This window comes from Lactobacillus intestinalis (assembly GCF_024397795.1).
Lineage (GTDB): Bacteria > Bacillota > Bacilli > Lactobacillales > Lactobacillaceae > Lactobacillus > Lactobacillus intestinalis.
Genome location: NZ_CP072983.1, coordinates 1,119,095 through 1,139,799 on the forward strand (window position 1 = coordinate 1,119,095; position 20,705 = coordinate 1,139,799).

22 protein-coding genes, 1 other RNA gene and 2 pseudogenes are annotated in these 20,705 nt (G+C 34.3%); 3 read left to right on the plus strand and 22 right to left on the minus strand.

Annotated elements, in window-relative coordinates:
* Positions 1-82: 82 nt before the first annotated feature.
* Positions 83-697, minus strand: coding sequence for a VanZ family protein (locus KBW87_RS05175; RefSeq protein ID WP_057810859.1), 615 nt, complete (start codon positions 695-697; stop codon positions 83-85).
* A gap of 150 nt (positions 698-847) precedes the next feature.
* Here KBW87_RS05175 and KBW87_RS05180 point away from each other — a divergent pair, with 150 nt between their 5' ends.
* Positions 848-3,025, plus strand: a complete 2,178-nt coding sequence (locus tag KBW87_RS05180; protein WP_057810857.1) for an LTA synthase family protein — start codon at positions 848-850, stop codon at positions 3,023-3,025.
* An 11-nt stretch (positions 3,026-3,036) separates the two neighbouring features.
* On the opposite strand, the gene KBW87_RS05185 is transcribed toward KBW87_RS05180, so the two are convergent.
* The 18 genes and pseudogenes from KBW87_RS05185 to KBW87_RS05270 form a co-directional block, all read right to left on the minus strand.
* The gene (locus tag KBW87_RS05185) at positions 3,037-4,497 is read right to left on the minus strand and encodes a sensor histidine kinase (RefSeq protein WP_057810855.1); all 1,461 of its coding nucleotides are present in this window, start codon (positions 4,495-4,497) and stop codon (positions 3,037-3,039) included.
* 2 nt (positions 4,498-4,499) lie between these two features.
* A complete protein-coding gene (locus tag KBW87_RS05190) occupies positions 4,500-5,228 on the minus strand; it encodes a response regulator transcription factor (protein ID WP_057810853.1) in 729 nt (242 codons plus the stop codon).
* On the minus strand, positions 5,228-5,620 hold the full coding sequence (locus tag KBW87_RS05195; protein WP_057810851.1) for an SdpI family protein: 393 nt from the start codon (positions 5,618-5,620) through the stop codon (positions 5,228-5,230). The genes KBW87_RS05190 and KBW87_RS05195 overlap by 1 nt, the downstream gene beginning before the upstream one ends.
* 31 nt (positions 5,621-5,651) lie before the next feature.
* The gene (gene manA, locus KBW87_RS05200) at positions 5,652-6,617 is read right to left on the minus strand and encodes a mannose-6-phosphate isomerase, class I (protein WP_057810849.1); all 966 of its coding nucleotides are present in this window, start codon (positions 6,615-6,617) and stop codon (positions 5,652-5,654) included.
* A gap of 59 nt (positions 6,618-6,676) precedes the next feature.
* Positions 6,677-6,835 (minus strand): annotated as a pseudogene (locus KBW87_RS05205) (plastocyanin); the annotation flags it as partial.
* Positions 6,831-7,502: pseudogene (locus KBW87_RS05210) on the minus strand (DUF3737 family protein); the annotation flags it as partial. The pseudogenes KBW87_RS05205 and KBW87_RS05210, both read right to left, overlap by 5 nt.
* A gap of 282 nt (positions 7,503-7,784) precedes the next feature.
* Positions 7,785-8,151, minus strand: a transfer-messenger RNA (tmRNA) gene (gene ssrA / locus KBW87_RS05215).
* Between the two features lie 54 nt (positions 8,152-8,205).
* Positions 8,206-9,390 carry an acetate/propionate family kinase gene (locus tag KBW87_RS05220; RefSeq protein ID WP_057810845.1) on the minus strand — a complete coding sequence of 395 codons (1,185 nt, stop codon included), beginning with the start codon at positions 9,388-9,390 and terminating at the stop codon, positions 8,206-8,208.
* A 42-nt stretch (positions 9,391-9,432) separates the two neighbouring features.
* Positions 9,433-10,434 (minus strand): class I SAM-dependent methyltransferase, encoded by a 1,002-nt coding sequence (locus KBW87_RS05225; RefSeq protein WP_057810939.1) that lies wholly within the window; start codon positions 10,432-10,434, stop codon positions 9,433-9,435.
* A 181-nt stretch (positions 10,435-10,615) separates the two neighbouring features.
* Complete coding sequence (locus tag KBW87_RS05230) at positions 10,616-11,176, minus strand: ComGF family competence protein (RefSeq protein ID WP_057810843.1); 561 nt, start codon at positions 11,174-11,176, stop codon at positions 10,616-10,618.
* Positions 11,139-11,402, minus strand: a complete 264-nt coding sequence (locus KBW87_RS05235; protein ID WP_057810841.1) for a hypothetical protein — start codon at positions 11,400-11,402, stop codon at positions 11,139-11,141. The genes KBW87_RS05230 and KBW87_RS05235 overlap by 38 nt, the downstream gene beginning before the upstream one ends.
* The gene (locus tag KBW87_RS05240) at positions 11,395-11,826 is read right to left on the minus strand and encodes a pilus assembly FimT family protein (protein WP_236695275.1); all 432 of its coding nucleotides are present in this window, start codon (positions 11,824-11,826) and stop codon (positions 11,395-11,397) included. Before KBW87_RS05240 ends, KBW87_RS05235 begins: the two co-directional genes overlap by 8 nt.
* Positions 11,801-12,157: a competence type IV pilus major pilin ComGC gene (locus KBW87_RS05245; RefSeq protein WP_057810839.1), complete on the minus strand. Its 357-nt coding sequence runs from the start codon at positions 12,155-12,157 to the stop codon at positions 11,801-11,803. The genes KBW87_RS05240 and KBW87_RS05245 overlap by 26 nt, the downstream gene beginning before the upstream one ends.
* Before the next feature lie 8 nt (positions 12,158-12,165).
* Positions 12,166-13,167, minus strand: a complete 1,002-nt coding sequence (locus tag KBW87_RS05250) for a type II secretion system F family protein (protein ID WP_057810838.1) — start codon at positions 13,165-13,167, stop codon at positions 12,166-12,168.
* Positions 13,136-14,110: a competence type IV pilus ATPase ComGA gene (comGA, locus tag KBW87_RS05255; protein ID WP_057810836.1), complete on the minus strand. Its 975-nt coding sequence runs from the start codon at positions 14,108-14,110 to the stop codon at positions 13,136-13,138. The genes KBW87_RS05250 and comGA overlap by 32 nt, the downstream gene beginning before the upstream one ends.
* A gap of 111 nt (positions 14,111-14,221) precedes the next feature.
* Positions 14,222-14,950: a YebC/PmpR family DNA-binding transcriptional regulator gene (locus tag KBW87_RS05260; protein WP_004044881.1), complete on the minus strand. Its 729-nt coding sequence runs from the start codon at positions 14,948-14,950 to the stop codon at positions 14,222-14,224.
* An 88-nt stretch (positions 14,951-15,038) separates the two neighbouring features.
* Positions 15,039-15,551 (minus strand): VanZ family protein, encoded by a 513-nt coding sequence (locus KBW87_RS05265; RefSeq protein ID WP_057810834.1) that lies wholly within the window; start codon positions 15,549-15,551, stop codon positions 15,039-15,041.
* 104 nt (positions 15,552-15,655) lie between these two features.
* Positions 15,656-15,841 (minus strand): type Z 30S ribosomal protein S14, encoded by a 186-nt coding sequence (locus tag KBW87_RS05270; protein ID WP_057810832.1) that lies wholly within the window; start codon positions 15,839-15,841, stop codon positions 15,656-15,658.
* Positions 15,842-16,312: 471 nt separating this feature from the next.
* Between KBW87_RS05270 and KBW87_RS05275 the strand changes: the two genes are divergently transcribed.
* A complete protein-coding gene (locus KBW87_RS05275; protein ID WP_439649530.1) occupies positions 16,313-17,899 on the plus strand; it encodes an APC family permease in 1,587 nt (528 codons plus the stop codon).
* Positions 17,900-17,938: 39 nt separating this feature from the next.
* Here KBW87_RS05275 and KBW87_RS05280 read toward each other — a convergent pair whose 3' ends face one another.
* A complete protein-coding gene (locus KBW87_RS05280) occupies positions 17,939-18,394 on the minus strand; it encodes a DUF441 domain-containing protein (RefSeq protein ID WP_057810828.1) in 456 nt (151 codons plus the stop codon).
* Positions 18,395-18,524: 130 nt separating this feature from the next.
* Here KBW87_RS05280 and KBW87_RS05285 point away from each other — a divergent pair, with 130 nt between their 5' ends.
* A complete protein-coding gene (locus tag KBW87_RS05285; RefSeq protein ID WP_057810826.1) occupies positions 18,525-19,343 on the plus strand; it encodes a Cof-type HAD-IIB family hydrolase in 819 nt (272 codons plus the stop codon).
* Positions 19,344-19,386: 43 nt separating this feature from the next.
* Here KBW87_RS05285 and KBW87_RS05290 read toward each other — a convergent pair whose 3' ends face one another.
* Positions 19,387-20,376: an asparaginase gene (locus KBW87_RS05290; protein WP_057810825.1), complete on the minus strand. Its 990-nt coding sequence runs from the start codon at positions 20,374-20,376 to the stop codon at positions 19,387-19,389.
* A gap of 17 nt (positions 20,377-20,393) precedes the next feature.
* The gene (locus KBW87_RS05295) at positions 20,394-20,681 is read right to left on the minus strand and encodes an FMN-binding protein (protein ID WP_057810823.1); all 288 of its coding nucleotides are present in this window, start codon (positions 20,679-20,681) and stop codon (positions 20,394-20,396) included.
* Positions 20,682-20,705: the final 24 nt, after the last annotated feature.

The window sequence follows — 20,705 nt, forward strand, 5'->3', positions numbered from 1 at the left end:
AAATCTGCTTCCTAACTAGATAAAATTATTTATTTCACAAGACCATTTTAGCAATATTAAGCGCTTAATACCAGTATCTTTATTAAAAATTCTGTTTCATTCTTTTAAAAATCAAATACAGTAAGTAGCCACAAATTGTTCCGCAAGTGTTAAAGAAGACATCATCAATATCACTTACACCAGTTGCTAAAAGAAATTGTAAAATTTCAATACAAATTGAAAAACACATTCCAGCCAAAGTTACTCTTAAAAAAGTCTGCTTTTTTGAAAAAACAATCGGTAACAAAAATCCAATCGGTACAAAACACAAAATATTGCCGAAGGAATTATAAATGAAATCTACGCGGCTCTGTGCATAGAGCAATTTCCAAGTTTCTTTCATAAAAACTAAATTGATATCGCTCAGCGGTCGATGAAAATTGAAACTTAACTGCCATGGAAAGTAAGTATTTCTAAAAGTAGTTGTCATTAATACTAAAATCACATAAAATGCCAATACCCATACACAAGCTTCTGATTTGATTGAGCGTCGACGCCGTACTGATAAGAGCCAAATCAAACGTAAAACTGCGAATATCAAAAAATAAAAGAATGTTTTATCCAACGCTATTAAAAACAACTTTATCAATGGAAAGTGATTAATTCTAGTTGCATAAATTCTTGCTAATAAATTATAAATCGGTCCTAAAAAAATCATCTCATGATTAACCCTCGCAAATAGATTCACTACAAATTATAACCATTTTTTTAGAATTAACTATGAAAAAAGAACTAACTCTTCACAAAAGATTGTCTTGAACGCAGATAACCTTTAGAATTAAGACATTAAGAAAGAGGTACGCTTATTGTGAACAAGAAAACTATCTTCAATTTCATTCAAACACGCACTGGCTTCTTTACTTTGCTGGTTCTACTATTTTGGATCAAATATCTTTTTGTAGCCTATTGTGACTTCAACTTAGGTCTATCAGACCCCTATCAACACATCATTATGTGGACGAGCCCATTAGGAACAACAATTTTATTAATTGGTATTGGATTTTACTTTCCAAAGCCAATTGTTTCTTACATCATGATGCTCTTTATGGACTTTTTGAATACAGTTCTGCTGTTTTCAAATGTTCTTTATTATCGTCAATTTTCTGACTTTATCACTGTTAAAACCATCACCAATGCTACTAAGGTCGCTCCAGGTTTAGGAAAAAGTGCAGTAGCACTTCTTCATCCAAGCGATATTTTTATTTGGCTGGATTTAATTGTCATCATTATTTTACTGGTGACTAAAAAAATCCGAATTGATCCTAAGTCTTATGGAATGTCGACACCGTTCGCCATCACTTCTCTTGGTGCTTTTTTATTAGGGTTGAACATGTTTCTAGCTGAATCGTCACGTCCTCGGTTGTTGCGGAATACATTCGATCGCTCATACGTAGTCAAATATTTGGGACTGGATACGTATACAGTTTACGATGGAATCAAAAACGCTCAAACAGTGCAAGTTACAAAAAATGCCAATTCTTCTGATTTAAATAAAATTCTTACCTACACTAAAAAGCATTATGCAAAACCTAATTCAGTTACTTTTGGAAAAGAAAAAGGTAAAAATGTCATTATTATTCACCTCGAAAGTTTCCAACAGTTTTTGATTAATCTAAAGGTAAATGGTAAAGAAGTTACCCCATTTTTGAATTCAATTTATCGAAATCAACATACGATCAGCTTCAATAATTTTTATCATCAGGTTGGTTTAGGTCGAACTAGTGACGCTGAAAACATGCTCGAAACTAGTACTTATGGAATTTCTGATGGTTCTCTTTTTACTTCTTTAGGAAGTGAAAATACATTCCAAGCTGCTCCTCAAATTTTACGCCAAGATGGCTATACGTCTGCTGTTTTTCACGGAAATGTAGGAACCTTTTGGAATAGAAATGAAGTCTACAAAAATATGGGCTACAATTATTTCTTTGATCAAAATTACTTCAGTAATGCTTCAAAGGACAAAATTGGTTATGGTTTAAAAGATAAGCTGCTATTTTCTGAAAGTATTAAATATCTTGAGCAAATGCAGCAACCATTTTATGCCAAATACATTACAGTCACTAACCACATTCCATTTTCAATGGATAAAGAAGATCTCGACCCTAAATTCAAGACTACAAATACTCGCGATGAGACAATAAATAATTATTTCCAAACTGCTCATTATCTTGATGAAGCCGTTCATGAGTTTTTCAATTACCTCAAAGCATCCGGACTCTACAAAAACACAATGGTAGTAATTTACGGAGATCATTATGGTTTGAGTAATTCTGAAAATGAAACCTTAGCTCCTGTAATTGGTGAAAGCGCAGATACTTGGAATAGCTATAACAATGTTCAAATGCAGCGGGTTCCTTTTATGATTCATGCGGCTAATTTAAAGGGTGGAATTAATTCTGAAGTAGCTGGTGAAATTGATGTCTTACCAACTTTGATGCACTTACTAGGAATTTCTAATAAGAATTATATTCAATTTGGTAGTGACCTTCTTTCTCCTCAATATAAGGATTGGATTGTCTTTAGAAATGGAACTATTGTCAGCAAGCGTTACATCATTATTGGCAATAAAGGTATTAAAGGAGTAGTCTATGATCGTATAACTGGAAAGCAAATTATCAATTTTACTCCTGAAGAAAAACGAGAAATCGAAAAATTATCAATTGAAGCTCGGCAGTCCCTTAAATATTCTGATCTATTGAACAATCACAATTTACTACGCTTTTATACTCCTCATGACTTTATTCCAACCGCTCCTAATGAATTTGATTATTTAACTAATTTTGAACAAATGGTTAAGCTTCGCCGCCAACTTGGAACTAACTCAAGTTCCCTTTATTCAAAACGAAACAGTTCTACTACGAATCTTTATAAAACTGATGCAGTTGAATTGAAGAACCGACGCGAGGAGATCACTCAAATACCAAAGAATGTTCAATCAAATCAGTTAACCGATAAAAAAGAAGAGAAAAAGAATAGTAACAAATAAAAAAGACGACATTAGTCGTCTTTTTTATTTACAAATTGTTCAAAGCCTTTGTCATATAGAATAACCGTGAAAATAGAACCTTTACCTTCTTCTGACTCTACCTTCACTTTTCCTCCATGTTGCTTTACAAGAGAAGAAACAATAGCTAACCCCAATCCAGATTCTCCAGTTCCTAGACGCGCTCTTGAAGGATCAGCTTTAAAGAATCGTTCAAATATATATTTTGTTTGTTCTTTATTCATCCCTATACCATTGTCTTTAATTTGAAATTCAGTCCCATGATCAATTCTTTTACCAGAAATGGTAATTCGTCCATCATGAGTAAATTGAATTGCATTCTGGACCAAATTAACAATGATTTGAGTGAATCTATCTCGATCTGCATAAGTAGGTAATGTCGCAGGAACATCTAACACCAATTCATCGTTAGCTTTTTGTGCATTTTGTCTAAGTTGGGTTTGAACATCTTTTAAAACCTTCACAGCATCAAATTTAGTTTTAAGTAGCATAATTTGATTATTCCGAATTTTTTCATAGTCTAAATTTTCATTAACTAATCTAATCAGCCTAGTGGTTTCATGTCGCATTAAAGCAATTGATTTGGGTTTAGAATCTTCAGGAATAGCATCGTATTGCAAACCTTCAAGAATTCCATTGATGGTTGTCAGCGGAGTTCTCATTTCATGAGCTGCGTCCGCCATAAACTGATCTCGTCTTTTTTCCTGAGCTTTAATCTCTTCATCAGATTTTTTTAAAGTTCTTACCATACGGTTGAAATTTTCAGCTAATTGATCAATTTCATCATTACCCTTGTTTTTAATTTGAACATTGAAATCACCAGCCGCTACTTTTTTAGTTGCTCGCGAAAGACTTTTGATTTTAGTAGTAGAATAATAAGACAAAATGAAGCTCAGAATCAATCCGACTATAATAGTTACCATCAAAGCATTAAGCAAGTTTCTTTTAGCCATATAAATCGGCTTTTCAACATTTTTAACTAAGGAACCGATCCAAATTACACCAATCATTTTGGTCCCATTCATCCATGGAACCAAAACTCCAGTGTAGGCATCCTTGGTACGACCAATGTACGAACGTTGCAAATTATTATTCCGAATTCTAATTTGTTCTCCTCTTTTTAGAGTAGAAAGAACTCTATCAGACAACTGGATTCTATTTCTAGTTGCAGGATAAATTTGTTCATTTTTTGCATTAAAAATTCGAAAATGGACATCATCCCCACGTAAAACAAATTGTAATTTATTTAAAAAATCAGTACTTAATTCGGCGGTGCCGTTTTGACTTTGACTACTAGCAAGCTCTCCTAAAGTCTCGGCATAGCTTTCCATTCTTTGATAATTTTGATTATAGGCTTGATTACTAACATAATCGATTTCAGCATATCCAATAATCGAAACCGTAGTTACGATAATAAGCAAAAAACCTAACATATGTTGATAAATTAGCTTCATTTTTAACTTTTTACCTGAGAATCATCAAATTTATATCCTACTCCCCAAACAGTTTTAATAACTTGTGGCCCAACTTTTTCTAATTTTTGACGCAATTTCTTAATATGAGCATCTACAGTTCGATCTTCCCCATAGTACTCATATCCCCAAACCAATTCTAAAAGTTGCTCTCTAGAAAAGACCTGTTTAGGTTTCTGAGCCATCGTAAATAATAAGTCAAATTCCTTTGGAGTAATATTAGCAACAGGCTTCCCATCAAACAACACTTCTCTTCGATCTACTGAAATCTTTAAATGTTGTGTTTCAATATCATAATCTACCTCAGACTTGGTTTGAGGGAGATTCTGACCACCTTCCATCATCACACGTCTGTGAAGCGCCTTAATTCTCGCAATAAGAGCTAACGGACTAAAAGGTTTAGTAACATAGTCATCAGCACCTACCCCTAATCCTAAAACTTGATCTTCTTCACTTCCACGTGCCGTTAACATAATAATTGGCACGGTAGGAGAAATAGCTCTAACTTCTTTTGCTACTTGAATTCCATCTTTTTTAGGCAAATTTAAATCCAGCGTAATTAAATCATAAGACGCTGGATTTTTTTTAAACTTATCGACGGCTTCGACCCCGTCGACAGCAATATCTTGCTTCCAACCTTCTTTCCTAAAAAACATTCCCATCATTTCAGCAACAGAAGTATCGTCTTCAACCATTAAAATATTTAAACTCATTATCGATCCCTGAATCCTTTAGTTCTTGTCTTCTTCACTTTGTCAGGATCAACATAATCTCTTGGCAGTTCTCCTCTTTTTTGCAAAAATGATTTTAAACTTTTTTCTGTCCCAACAATTGGCAGCAAGATAAAAATATAAAAAGTGAGCAGCCAAATCAAGAAATAACGATCCCAATTCAATAAGTGAATACATACACCTAATAATACCTGAATGAAGCCAAATAACAACAGATACAGGCTTGCTCGTTTTTGTGCAAATTTAAAACTATCTTTGTTGACTTGTGCAAGGTATGACAAATAACCGTATATTCGATTGGGTTTTTTCGCTGGCGAAATTAACCACAAAATACCAATTACCATCATTACACTACCGCAAGCTACATAAATCACACTTTTACTTCCTTTTCTGAAAATTATTTGTCTATTCTTCACCAGGAGCAGACATAACAATTCTCATTTTACCAGTGAAAGTGAAATTCTTCATCTCATTTGGAATAATTAAATTAGTTCCAAGCTTCAAATCCCAACTTTGACCATCAGCTTCAAGCTTACCTGAACCAGATATTACCGAAACAAGCAAGTAAGGGTGATTCTTCAAACCAGTTTTCCAAGTTCCATCAAGATCAATTTGCCATAAATAGAAGTGCGGTGAAACTGGTGGCTCAACTAAGGTTTTAATTTCTGCATCTTGATCCTTTTCAGTATGGACATTTAATTTAGGGTCAACATGAGGTACAGTAGTAACATCAATTGACTTTTGAGTATGAAGCTCTCGCTTTTTACCTGTCTTCTTATCTACACGATCATAATCATAAAGACGGTAAGTAACATCACTAGATTGTTGAGTTTCAATTACCAAGCTGCCTTTAGTTAAAGCATGAATTGTTCCAGCTGGTACATAGAAAAAATCGCCTTTTTTAATTGGAACTTTTCTTAATAGCTTATCCCATTCACCCTTCTGAATCATATCAGCCAATTCTTCGCGAGTTTTTGCATGATGTCCATAGATTAAGTAAGCACCCGGATCAGCTTGTAATACATACCAGCTTTCAGTTTTACCAGAATCATTTTCTACTTTATGTGCATAATCGTCATCTGGGTGTACTTGTACTGATAAGTTATCATTTGCATCCAAAAACTTAACTAGTAATGGAAACTCCTTAGACTTAGGATTGCCAAAAAGTTCTGGGTGCTCATGATAGACCTCTCTTAAAGTTTTTCCTTTCAAAGGCCCTTCGGTCACTGTTGAAGCATCATCTTTATAGCCGGAAATAATCCAAGCCTCTCCAACTTTTCCTTCAGGAATATTATAATTAAAAATTGTATTTAACTTACGTCCGCCCCAAATTTTTGGTCTAAAATATGGTGTCAAAAAAATTGGTTCCATTTAAATCACCTCATAGTAAAGTATATACTTTTTAGACAGATAAATGAAACCCTTTTCTTTTACTTATTCAAAAATTTAGAAATTCCTGTAGTTAATCGCTGCATCCCATCTTTAACCATTTCCTCTGGACACGCTAAATTGATGCGTAAGAAGTCATGACCATTTCCACGATATACTGTGCCAGCAGAAACAATCAACCCAGTAGTATTTTTAATGAATAAGCTTACTATTTTTAATTTCCAAATGATCAATATAGCTCAAGCCTTGATCACTTTCAATAGTGCAATTAATAAACTTGATATTAGTTGTGTTCCAAGCTAAATATTCCCCATCAATGGTAGAATCGTAAATTACTACATTGTCACAATTCCAAAACGCATCTTTTGAAACAAAAGTAGAATTGTGAACTTCAATATTTTTAGCACCATCCAAAGCATAATTTCCAATGATGCTTACATTATCCAAGTAAATATTTTCACTATCCTTACCAAAATAATCCCCATTAATTTGAGAATTAGTAACCTTAATATTTTTACAAGTCCACATTGTTTCTTCTGCATCTGAAAAATGCACACTATCTAATTCAATGTCGCTAGCGCTTCGAAACAGTTTAGGTGCTTGTAAAGCAGAATCTTTGATTGAAATATTTTTGGTATACCAAATTCCACTTCGTGACATTGTTTCAAAAGTAGTGTTTCTAACTTTAACATTTTTATCGTACCAAAGAGGATATTTCCATTTAAAAATTGATTTAGTTAAAGTAATATTCTTCACTTCTTTTAAAGGCAATTCTCCATGACCAAAAGTTACTTCATTAAGATTAACGTTTTCAGCGCCATATAAAATTCTTTCACCTTCAAAGTATTCATTTTCGTAATTTGTCATATAATATCTCTTTTCTATTTTTTAGTTCTTATATTTTTTATTTTAGTAATGATTTTGAGTATGTCTAATATTTATAACTTGGATTTTGCCATAACATTTACGAATGAAAGCGATACATTTTTGAAAAATAAAAAACCACTGAAAACAGTGGTTCAATCACGCTACCTAACACTTTATTTTTTCCTCAAAAATTAAATTAAATGCGTTTTATAGCATTTACAAAAAATAGGAATGCCGTTAAATCAACGATTCAAGCATTCCTAAAACTCAATAAATATATAAAAATGGAGATGAGGGGAATTGAACCCCTGTCCAAACGCATCCCGTCACTGACCTCTACAATCATAGTTATATTACTTGAACTTCACTAGCTCAAAACGCCATATAACAGGGCTAAAATGAACTAGCTAACCTGTCAAGACTCTTTTTAACTATTCAGGTGAGGTAGTTAAATGTAACTCGCTAAGTTGATACTTAGAGACAGCCACGAGTAAGCCGTCAGTAAGCAACACAGGCGCTAAATTAAGCAGCTACTGCGTAAGAATTACTGTTTTTTGCAGTTAAATTTAAAAGTGACGTTTTAACGTAGACGTGACCTACGAATTGCAGTCAATGCGGATCTACGCCTGTCGAATCCCAAAACATCCCCTTGGAACTCCACTATTATAGCATAATTCTCATTGACTTGCGAATCATTAGCTAATTAATCTAAATGAGCCAATCTCACAACATCACGTTCAATCATTAATTCTTCATTAGTTGGTACAATCATTGCGCGAATCTTTGATTCAGGCTTAGTAATGGTTTTTTCACCATTAACCTTATTAGCTTCAAGATCTGGAACAATACCCATAAATTCAAATGCTTTCATAACTGCAGCACGAACTCGAGCATCGTGTTCCCCAATTCCCGCAGTAAATACAATGGCATCAGCACCACCGATTTCAGTGATGTATGCACCGACGTATCGAATAATTCTATTAATAAAAATCTCACGAGCTAATTGCGCTCTCTTATCAGGATTATGCTTTAAATCTCGCATATCTGGAGAAACTCCTGAAATTCCTAGCAATCCAGAATCATGGTTTAAAATATCAATCATTTCATCAATTGAGATATCTTTTTTATGCATTACAAATTGAAGAAGAGAGGGATCAACATCGCCGGATCTAGTTCCCATAGTAATCCCTGCAAGTGGAGTAAAGCCCATTGAAGTATCGTAAGACTTTCCGTCTTTAACAGCGGTTATTGAAGCACCAGAACCCAAGTGACAAACCACAAGCTTCAAATCCTTTAAATCTTTATTTAAAAGCTTTGCAGTTCTATTGGCAACATAACGTACTGAAGTTCCGTGAGCACCATACTTCCGAGCGTGATACTTTTCATACCAGTCATAAGGAGCAGAATATAAATAATGTACTGGATCTAAGCTTTCATGAAATGCAGTATCAAATACTCCAACTTCAGGAACATTAGGCAAAACCTTCATAAAAGCTTTAATACCTTCTCCTTCTGCTGGATTATGAAGAGGTGCATATTCCTTTAAATCAAAGATTTTTTGTAAATTATCTTCAGTAATAATAGCGGAATCTTTAAAGTATTCTCCACCTGCAACAATCCGGTGACCAACACCAGCAATTTCGTTTAAATCCTCAATAACGTTATATTTCTTTAAAGCTTTAAGAAGTAACTTTACAGCTGTTTCTTGATCAGGAATTTCAACTTCCTCAACATGCTTATCGCCATTAGCCAATTCAATTGAAAAAGTTGAATCATCTAACCCAACTCTATCAGCTAGACCTTCTGCCAAAACCTCTTCATCAGGTAGCGAAAATAATTTATATTTGAAAGATGAACTACCTGAATTAATTGCTAAAACTTTCTTCATATGACAAAGTCCTCCACATATTTATTTTTAAGATTTCACAAACTAATGAATAGTTTTAGTATACCACTCGTTTAGCTTAACATTAAAGTTAACTAGGGCTTCTTCACTCTTCAAAGAGTCCAACTTTGTGAGGAAGACTTCACTGCTAACAGCGCTTCCACCATGATTTTGGAATACCAAAATAGATTTTTGATTAAATTTATTTTGGAACATTGAATCTGGTAATTCAATAATAGATTTTAAATAAACCTTTTTTGTCAGCCATGGCATAAAATCAGCACCTACTTTTCCAGAAAGAATAGATTTAGGTACTAATAAGAAGCCAAATCCACCAGGCTTTAAATTCTTGATGATTTGCTCAATAAACAACAAATGGGCAAATGAGTGCCCTTTATCAGATTTAGTAGCAAAATCTTTAACGTTCTCATCAAGTGGATAATATCCAATTGGTAAGTCGCTCACTACTGCATCTGGACTTGGAACCATCCAAGGCAAAATGGCATCTTGGCAATAAAGTTCAATGTCTAAATCATTCAAATGGGCTGCAACATCAGCCAAATTAAGCATATCTTCGTCATTATCAATTCCATATAACCTATATAAATTTTTAGAATGGTTTCTATCTTTTAATTGATTAATGACTGAGTATAATAAATTCCCAGTACCAATAGCCGGATCCAAAATATCTAATTCCTTATCTGGCAATAACTTTTGCATAATTAAAGCAATAATTGTTGCCAAAATAGGTGGCGTAGGCATTTGATTGACATCTCGACCATCATCATTTACTGCTTTTAAAGCTAAGTATGAAAAAACTTGAATTTTAGTCTGACGTGGTAATTCATCATAGTTCAGCTTTTTATACATTTCGCCTAATTTTGCGACAGTTTCTTCATCAGGAGCACCCATCTCAACTTTGATCTTATTATTTTCAAGATTATCAAAAGTCTCAGTTAAGGCTTCCGCAAATGAAACATTCAATGCTTCTTGCAAGATAGTAACACATTGCAAAAATTGATTAAAAAGTTGTTCAAATTTTTCGATGTTCTTCATTTTCAACCCTTCTTCTATTTACCCTAATTATTTTATAGAAAGAAATTGAAGGGTGCAAGAAATTCAATTCGATAGTAAATAATCTATAATCAATATATTATTTTCCATAGTATCATGATAAATTTGTTGATATAAAGCTATGAATAAGAGACATGTTGCAAGCACTAATACACTACTTAGAAGTGCGCTTGCTTTCAGTTTTTTTGGCATCTTTTTTATCATTCTTTCCCCTAGTTTTAGCTGATTCAACTGGTTTTGGATCTAACTTAAAATAGAGTTCTGATTTTCTTCCATCTTTTTCCGTAATATTAATCTTGACCTGCTTATCGATAGTTACAAAACTAGCATTCTCAATATTTAAAAGTAGTGGCATATGTCCTCCGTCGCTAGTTGTAGCTCGAATCATATTTTTATATTTTTCTAAAATGTAATGTTGCTCCACCTTTTTCTTATCTTTTCTTTTTATCTTAGCAATTACAGCTCGATAAGAATTGGATGAATCAGGTAACGCATAGGCAGTTTCAGTATTCTCATCTTTTAAAAAACGTGTAAATTGAACATAGGCAAAAGCAACATCATTAGCATGATGGTTAGATTTATTAGCAGTTTTAAGATTTACTAACAAATTTTGCAAAATCCAAATTACTAAAATCGTTATAAAAATTGAAAAAATTACTTCCGCAATCGTAAATCCTTTACTTGATTTTATATTCTTGCTTTGTGGTTGTATCATATACATAATTACCTTTAAGTTTATAAATATGACTATGTATCTTAACTGAATCAAGTTTTTGTTCTCGCAGTACATGCCAGGCATATGCTTGGTCTGTTTTCGCTTCCATAGCTGTTTCTATTTTTTGACTTTGAGCCACTATTAACGCAAAAATAGAAACTCCAATAACTGCAACCATTAAACCAGTCATACTTTCAGCAATTAAGAATCCTCTTATCTTACCCATCGATTGCTCTTCCCCACGTCATTTGAATCTTTATTTTCCGCGATTTATTACCATCAGAAACGGTAATTATTTTAGGCGAAATAGTCCCATTTTTAGAAATTTGTAAGTTAGTAAGATTATGAATCTTTATCTTCTTATTGATTCTCAAAGTTCGATCATAGTTATTTTTCATAGTACCTTTAAATGTGAGCAAAGACGACTTTTCAAAATAACTAATGCTCATTGGCGAATTTTGAATTGTACAAATCCTTGCAGCTTGCTCAAATGCTGCTTTAACTTCTCGAGTGGTATTAAGAAGTAGCAATTCTGATTGATATTCTTTTAAATTTAGACTGCCAATAAAGATTAGAGCACAGGAAATGATCAAACTGATCATTGTTTCAAGTAGACTAAATGCTCTATTTTGCCGGACTACTTTTTGCAATTACTTCACCATCATCATTTACATCATAATTAGCAGATTTTTTAAATTGATCATCAGTTAAGTATTTATCTTTATGTAAAGTAGTAAAGTCAACTTTTCCATCAAGTTTCTTTTCATCTTTATAAAGATCTACTTGGGTTTGAAGCGTGCTCTTAAAAGCATCAGAAGTTTTAGTATCTGCATTCTTTTTCTGCTTCATCAAATTTGGTGCAATAATCAGGACTAAAAGTACAATAATCGCTACCACTACTACCATTTCAATCAAAGTAAAACCTTGTTGAGTTCTAGATTTTTTGAGTAAATTAACTAAATATTTCTTTACTTTATTCATTTTTTCTCCTATATTCCTTGCATCATTGCATACATTGGCAACAATAATTTTAGATACATTCCAATTATGCAAATTCCGATTAAAATAAAACAAATTGGCTGAACATTTACTACTAGTTTTTCAATTCTAGCTGTTAGATCATTAAACAAACTTCTTCCAAATATTAAAAAGCGATTACTTAAATTACTTCTTTCTGATCCTGTTTGAATCAAAATTAAAAGCGTGTCCGGAATAAAAGGCTCTTCTTTAATGATTTCTTTTAAGCTCTTCCCCTGAGCAAGTTTATTACCAACCTTTTCTCCTAAATATTGCTGCAAAGATCCTTTCGTCTGTTTCGCAGCATATTCACACATTTTTTGAAGGGAAAAGCCACTCGCCAAAAGTAACCCAATATCATAAATTAACAGATAATTTACATACTTCTTAATTACTGCACCAATTAGTGGATATGCGCTTAGCTTTTTCATAGATTTGTAATCTTGCTTAGCTAATAAATTAAGCATCTTACTAAAGTAATAGATAAATCCTAAAGCAATTAAAATCAAACCCACCAGTAAAAAATCACCTGTATGTTCATTGGAATCTGAAAATTGCGTTGTCACGAAAGTTTGCATAAAAGCTAGTAAAAGTACCATCATAATTGCCAAAATAAAAGGATATGATAGTTCTGCCTTTAATTTCTTAATCTGTTCATTCTTAAGACGACTAAGTTCAGTTAATTGCTCCAAGCACTCCACTAAGTTTCCCTGCCCCATCGCTAAATTAATTTGAGTCACCGTTGTCTTAGAAAAGCCCAGTTTTATCAATTCTTTCGGAAAATGGGCACCGCTCTTCATAGCTTGATTAAGGTCGTCCATCATCTTTTTTCGTTTTGGCCAAATGATTGACATTAGTTCCACACTGCTATTTAAAGAAAATCCATTAGCTAAACTATGCTTTAAATAATCTAAAAATTCTAACTGCTCCTCCCGATTCAGTTTATCCTTCTTGGTATAACTGATAAGTTTCATCGTTAATTTCACCTCCCTTATATAAATTTTGTAGGTTTTCTTGCCAGTTAATAAAATTTCCTCTCACACTTTTTTCAATGCTATTTTGAAGAACTTCTCCACTGGCCATATCTAAGAGACAAGCTACACCTTCATTTGTCGGCAACAACCTTTGATAAGAAACTGCAGTCAGACAATTTGCAAGTTCATCTTTTCTAATTTTGAGTCCTTCCAATCTAGAAATTGTCTGAAGAGTACTTTTTGCATGGACAGTTGCTAACACCAAATGGCCACTTAAAGCTGCATCAATTGCCACGCGTGCAGTCTCATTGTCCCTAATTTCCCCAATAATTAAAATATCAGGTCGATGACGTAAGGCAGCTTTTAAAAGGCTCTCATAGCTAATTCCTGCCTCACTATTAACCTGTGACTGTAAAAAAGATTTTTCATGAATTTCCACGGGATCTTCAATTGTCATCACCACTTTTTGTGCCCCCACTTCCTTAGCAAGTTCATACATAGTGGTTGTTTTCCCAGACCCTGTTGGCCCACTCGTAATAATAAGGCCACGTCTCTGGGCCAAATTTTTGAGATAAATAAGTTGCTCGGGATAAAAATACCTACTAGTCTCAAGATTATAAATAATTCTAATCACTAATGATTCTTGATCCGTAAAATCACCCACACTTGAAAGTCGTAAATAGTAATCTTGATCTTGATACCGATAAGTCATTGCACCTACTTGTGGTCGACGATGTTCCGAAATATCCATTTGCGCTGCATATTTTAGAAAATTAATTACTTCTAGTGCTTCATCATTTTTGAAACTTTCAATTTCTTTTACTGCATTAGAATGTCTGAAACAGACCATCATTTGATCCCTTTTAGGTAAAAAGAAAATATCACTTGCTTGAAATTGAATTGCCTCTTCAATCAATTCTTCAACTTTCTGCTTTGTCTCCATGAAAAAACCTCCTTTTTTGTCACCAATATTAAGTACGCAAAAAAGGAGATTTTTCTTTTTTAAATATAAAAAATCGCCTAGTTTTCACTAAGCGATTTCGAAATTTATTTATTAATCTTCATCTGCAGCTGCAGTGTAGACATTTTGAACATCATCGTCATCTTCCAATTGGTCAACTAAGTGTTCAAATTGTTCCTTCTTATCAGCAGGAACTGGAGTAGTATTTTGTGGGATCATAGTTAATTCTGCATTTGCAAGCTTGTAACCAGCTTTTTCAAGAGCATCTCTTACTTGAGCAAATTGCTTTGGATCAGTGTAAATTTCAAATGCATCATCACTAGTTTGCAAGTCCTCGCCACCAGCATCCATTACATCAAGCAATACTTGATCTTCATCAGCATCAGTAGTTGAACGATCAATTACAATGTAGCCTTTTCTATCAAACATGTAGGCAACAGAACCAGTAGCACCAAGTGAACCACCATTACGAGTAAATGCAACACGAACAGCTGAAGCAGTACGGTTCTTGTTATCAGTCAAGGCTTCAACAAAAACTGCTACACCACCTGGAGCGTAACCTTCATAAGTGATTTCATCGTAGTGTTCGTCTGAGTTACCTTCAGCCTTCTTGATTGCACGTTGAATGTTATCTTTTGGCATGTTGTTTGAACGTGCCTTATCGATAACCATACGCAAGGTAGGATTCCCTGAAGGGTCAGGACCACCACTCTTTGCAGCCATATAAATTTCACGAGATAACTTTTGGAAAATTTTACCTCTCTTAGCGTCTTGCGCATTCTTGCGGCCTTGAATATTGTGCCATTTTGAATGTCCTGACATAAGAATCCTTCTTTCTATTTACTATAATATTAACGTTTATAATCTTAACTCACAGACAACTAAAATTCAACGTTATCAGGAATTTAAACTATTTTTTCTGCAATTTTTTTCGAATAAAGATAACAATAATACATAAAACAATTCCGCATAAAGCTCCGGAAGCATCTAACATTACATCATGAACACTTGGAGTACGATCGCCTGTTAAGTATTGGTGATATTCATCAAAAGCAGCTAAGGCAATTGCACCGAACCAAGTCAAAACCGGAGCAACCCACTTAAGTTTAAAGATTCTTCTTAATCCTAAAAATCCAAACATCCCTACTAAAAAGTAAGATCCAAAGTGAGCCATCTTTCTTACAACAAATTGCGTCATTCCCGCAGTTCCACCATCAAGCTCCGCATTATGCCATCTACCACCATAGTAAATATTCCAATTTCCTACAATTTCTTCAATAAAATGTAAATGAGTGTTGATAAAACCCGGCTTCATTTCCTGCTGCTGGTAAGTCATTGAACTTGAAATAAAGAGCATAATTAAGACCAGCAATGCAATCAAAAGATAGACTTTTTCTCTAGTTGTAAATTTAAAATTTCGCATCCAAACATCCCTTTTAGTTTTTTACTATCATCTCACTTATTATGTCTAAATTCATTTCATTTTAGAAAAAAATAAAAAAGCCCACTTTCAAAGTGAGCTTTTTTTTACCAACTTGCCTTCTTAACGCCAGGCAATTGGCCATCATGTGCTAATTCACGCATGCAGACTCTGCATAAACCAAATTTACGGTAAACAGAATGTGGACGTCCACAGCGTTCACAACGTGTATATTCTCTAGTTGAGAATTTATTTTCTCTATGATTTTTTACAATTTGTGATGTTTTTGCCATATTATCTGTGTTTTCTAATCCTTTCTTCTACAGGTTGTTTGGGAGAAGTTAATGCGATTAACGTAGTTACAATGATTCCGATTGCGACGATCTGGCTTGTCATTCTAATTCCTCCTAATTTAAGACAAAGACCTAAATTCCTTTCAAAACAAAGATCTACTTACTTTTCGTAACTATTATACAACACTTACTTTATATAAGTAAAGCGTTTGGGCCACCTTTTTTAAAATTTATTTCGTAAGCGTTTTACCCCTAGCCACACCGTATCATAATCGTTAGAATGAATAAGGACTTAATACTATAAGGAGAAGAATTGACTCGATGGATATAAAATTCAAGAATAAGTCTCCCGGTCATCTCTAGTACGCAACATAATTATTACTACTAGAAAAGGATGAGAAATTAAAAGTGGATGAATTAAACGCTCTAAATCCAGATAAGAAATATATTTCTTGGCAAACTTTATTTTTAATGGCTTTGTGTACAGTTATCGGACTTGATGACATTATGTACAACTTCCAAAACCAAGGAATGTCAGTTATCTTTTCTTGGATTGTAATGGTAATCTTTTACGTTATTCCATATTCATTAATGGTTGGACAATTAGGTTCAGTCTTTAATAAAGAAGGCGGAGGGCTTTCTTCCTGGGTTCGTGGAACTGATGGAGAATTTTTAGGATATTTCACAGCTTGGACTTACTGGGCAGCTTCTATTCCTTACGCAGTTGACTCCGCAAACGAAATTATCGTTGATATTGGTTGGGCTCTTACTGGATCAGAAAAGTTTCAAGATAAGATTCCAAACTCGTTATTCGCCTTGTTAACTTTTGTTACATTTATTGTCTTTATCATTGTGGAACATCATTTTTCAAATTCAATGGAATTCTTATCAACCATTGGTGGAGGCTTGATGGTGATTATGACGATTTTGTTTGTCCTTTTGGCTTTTGTCGGATTGGCAAAGTCGGGTGGGCACATGGCAACTACCAATTTTACATGGACTGATATTTTCCCTAAATTTGATTGGCACTACTTCTCAACAATCGCCATGTTGATTTATGCAATGAATGGGGCCGAACTGGTTGCCCCATATGTAACCAAGATGAAGAAACCTCAATATGATTTTCCTAAAGCTATGATTGCTTTAGCTGTCATGACTGCTTTCTTAACTATCTTTGGTTCATTTGCACTTGGAATCTACTTTAATGCTAATCATCTGCCTAATGACTTAAAGATGAACGGTGCCTACTATGCCTTTAAGATGATCGGTCATCAATACGGTTGGGGTGATTTCTTACTTTACTTCTGGGCATGGACTTCTGTATTCTTCAACTGTGCATTGTTAGCCGTCTTGCTTGACGCCATGACTAGAATGCTTATCTCTGATACTGGAGACCGTTACATGCCTAGATTCCTTCGTAAAAAGGATAAAAATGGTTTACCAATTAATGGCTATATCTTAACTGTGGCTCTTTCTTCATTTATTATGATTTTAGGTATTTTCTTACCAAATATGAATGATATTTTTAACTGGCTCCTTAACTTAAACGGTATCGTATCACCAGGTGTTACTTGCTGGATCTTCTACTCATTCATGCGAATTAGAAAGAACTCTAAGAAGTTTCCATCTAAGTATGTTTTCATTAAAAATGATAAGATCGCATGGACAGTAGGATTAATTTTGCTCTTAGTTACTGCTATTGCAACAATTATGGGAATTACCCCTCAAGACGTACCAGAAGGCAGTGGGATTTGGTGGTATGAATTAATCATTAATATTGTTGCCGTCATTGTTTTAATTGGTTTAGGAGCAATTTTACCAGCTATTAGACGTCGTGAAGTTGAATACGGAATTGCTTTTGATAAACCTCAGTGGATTTCAATAATTACAATCATTGTGATTGCAATTATCTTTGGTGTTTACCTCGGTGGATTAAAACATATCCCAGCTCGTGGAATTTATATTGCTATTGAAGGTGTGGTTGCTTTAATCATTGCATGGTTAATCGGGAGAAGAAAACCTAACTTAGCTGATGGTTTTAAGGCTGAAGAAGATTAAACTAAAAGAAAGTGTTGAAACAACACTTTCTTTTTTTCTCTAAAAATGCAAATTAAATAGACTTACAATCACGAATGTCATCCCACTTGCAATGACTGGTCCAGCTGCAATCCCTTTGAAGGCTACTACGCCAATGATTGTTCCTAAAACTAAGGCTACTGTCACTTGCGGAAATTGAGCCAATTGATCTACTCCATATCTTGACAAGATTGCTACGGCAATTCCCGCAGCCACAGCAATCCATCCGGCTGGAGTTTTGAAAGTTTTGAACAAATCGTTAAAACCAATTTGTCCAGTTGCGATTGGAATTAAGATCGCCACCGAAATAACGGTGACACCCCAATTAATTCCTTTCGCTTGAATAACAGGCATGTATTTTGCACTAAAAGGAATTAATTTTAAAAGCATTACGACGCCAGTTGCAATAATCAGCGACATATTCTTTCCCACAAGTGCTACTAGTAAAATTAAGCCTAAAAATAGCCAACTTTCCATCTTTTCCTCCCTTTCAACCATTATTTTTCTACCTTAACAAAAAAATAAATAAATTACTATTCATAATTTTGAAACCGTTTACGGTATAATATTTATTAGAGAAAATAAAATACAAGATAAGGAGACAAAAATGACAAAAATTCCTTTTAAAGCTGTTGCAGTAGATATGGATGGAACCTTTATGAATGACGATCTTACTTATGATCATGAAAGATTTGACAAAGTTTTGACTAAGCTTCATGAACATCATATTCATTTTATTGTTTCTAGTGGGCGTCCACTTTCTCGATTGCAACGAGATTTTGCAGATTTTTTAGATCGAATTGATATGATCGCCGACAACGGGGCAATTTTAGTACGGGACAATAATATCATCTCCACTCACTTTTTCACTTATTCTACAGGGATGGCTTTGATTAATTATGTAGAAGAACATTTTCCGGAAGCTCACATTTGTATCAGTGGTAAGGATCGTGCTTATTTAAAAGAATCTTATCCGACAGATTTCAAACGTTTAATGCGCTTTTATTATCCAAACTACATTGCAGTAAAAGATTTCGGCGAAATTCCAGCTAGCGAAAGAATTATTAAGTTGACTTTGAATTGTCCTGCAGAATATGCTGAAGAACTAGAGGCTGGTTTTAACGAAAAACATACTGAACGAATTCATTGTACAACCAGTGGTTTTGATGATATTGATGTTATGCCCTATGGTGTTAACAAAGCCCAAGGATTAAAATACTTCTTGCGCTATTTCCATCTCACTCCCAATCAATTAATTGCTTTTGGTGATGGAATGAATGATAAGGAAATGCTGGAGTTAGCTGGCTACAGTTATGCAATGTCGAATGGTAATCCTGAAATTATTAAATTAGCAAAGTATAAAGCTCCTAGCAACAACGAGAGCGGAGTTTTAAAAGTTCTGGAAGCTTATCTAGATCAAAAGTAAAAACAAAGCGAGAAAGCTCAATTTAAGCCTTCTCGCTTATTTTTTATTTCAATGTGATTTCACCAGCAATATCTTTATTAAAGAATTCGCTGATTTCATGGACATCCATTCCTTGTCCTAATCCCCACATTAATTTAGTAATAGCACTTTCTGAAGTCATGTCTCCCGCACTAATTGCTCCTTCTAACAGTGCTAAGCGCCCAACCTCATATTTAGTTAAATCACTACGTTCATATAAACACTGGCTGCTGGCAATTACAGGAATTCCCATTCGAATCAACTTTCCAATTGCTCCTACTAAATTCCGGCGAATGTAATTCATTCCACCTAAACCATAAGCTTCAATAACTATTCCTTGGCAGCCACTTTTTACCATAGCAAATAGTAACTCTGGATCAAATCCTGGGAATAGCTTAACCAAAGAAACATGCGTATCAATCTTAGTATTTAAAACGCACTTTTTATTTTCAATTTTGGGCTGATAATTAAAAACTATTCCATCTGAAGTTACTGTTGCCACTGACGGAACATTCACACTTTCAAAGGCATTGAAGTTAATGGTTCTCACCTTAACAGTTCTACATCCCAGCATAATTTTACGATCAAATGCCAAATAAATTCCGGGATGACACACCGCAGCTGCCGCAAAAGCTAAACGCAAGTTCTCTGGCGCATCACTCAAAACTACATTAATCGGCACCTGACTTCCCGTTAAGACCACCGGAATCTCGATATGCTGAAGCATAAAAGACAACATTGAAGCTGTGTAAGCCATCGTATCCGTTCCATGACTGAGCACAATTCCATCATAGTCATTTCGATATTTATAAATTTGTTCAGCGATAAACTTCCATTCTTCCGGCTGAATATTGGAAGAATCTAGTTGTAAAATATCTTTTACATCAATGTCATAGGGCATCTCACCAAGAAGTTTCAATAAATCTTCCCCAGATTCCTTGGGTACCAAACCTGAATCTGAAACTGATGAAGCAATAGTTCCACCAGTAGAAAGTAGTAGTAATTTTTTACTCATTATTATTTTCCATTCTATTAATCATTGTCACGTGCGTCGGCTAGAGCTTTTCCTACGACAGTTTTTACTGCCTTAGTGAGCACACTAGCTGAAGACACGCCATCGATTGCTACTGATTGTGACTTTAAAATTTGACCACGAAAGACTTTTTCAAGAGCAGGCTCAATTAAACGTTCATCTTTACCTGAAGAGATTTTAACATCAACAATTTTATTTCTGTCTACTTTAACCTTAGCCTTTAAGTGAACTAAATCTTTAGTTTCTGCCGAGTATTCCCCGGGAATAAACTTAATCTCATCTTTCATCTTTATCACTTCTTCAACAATTCT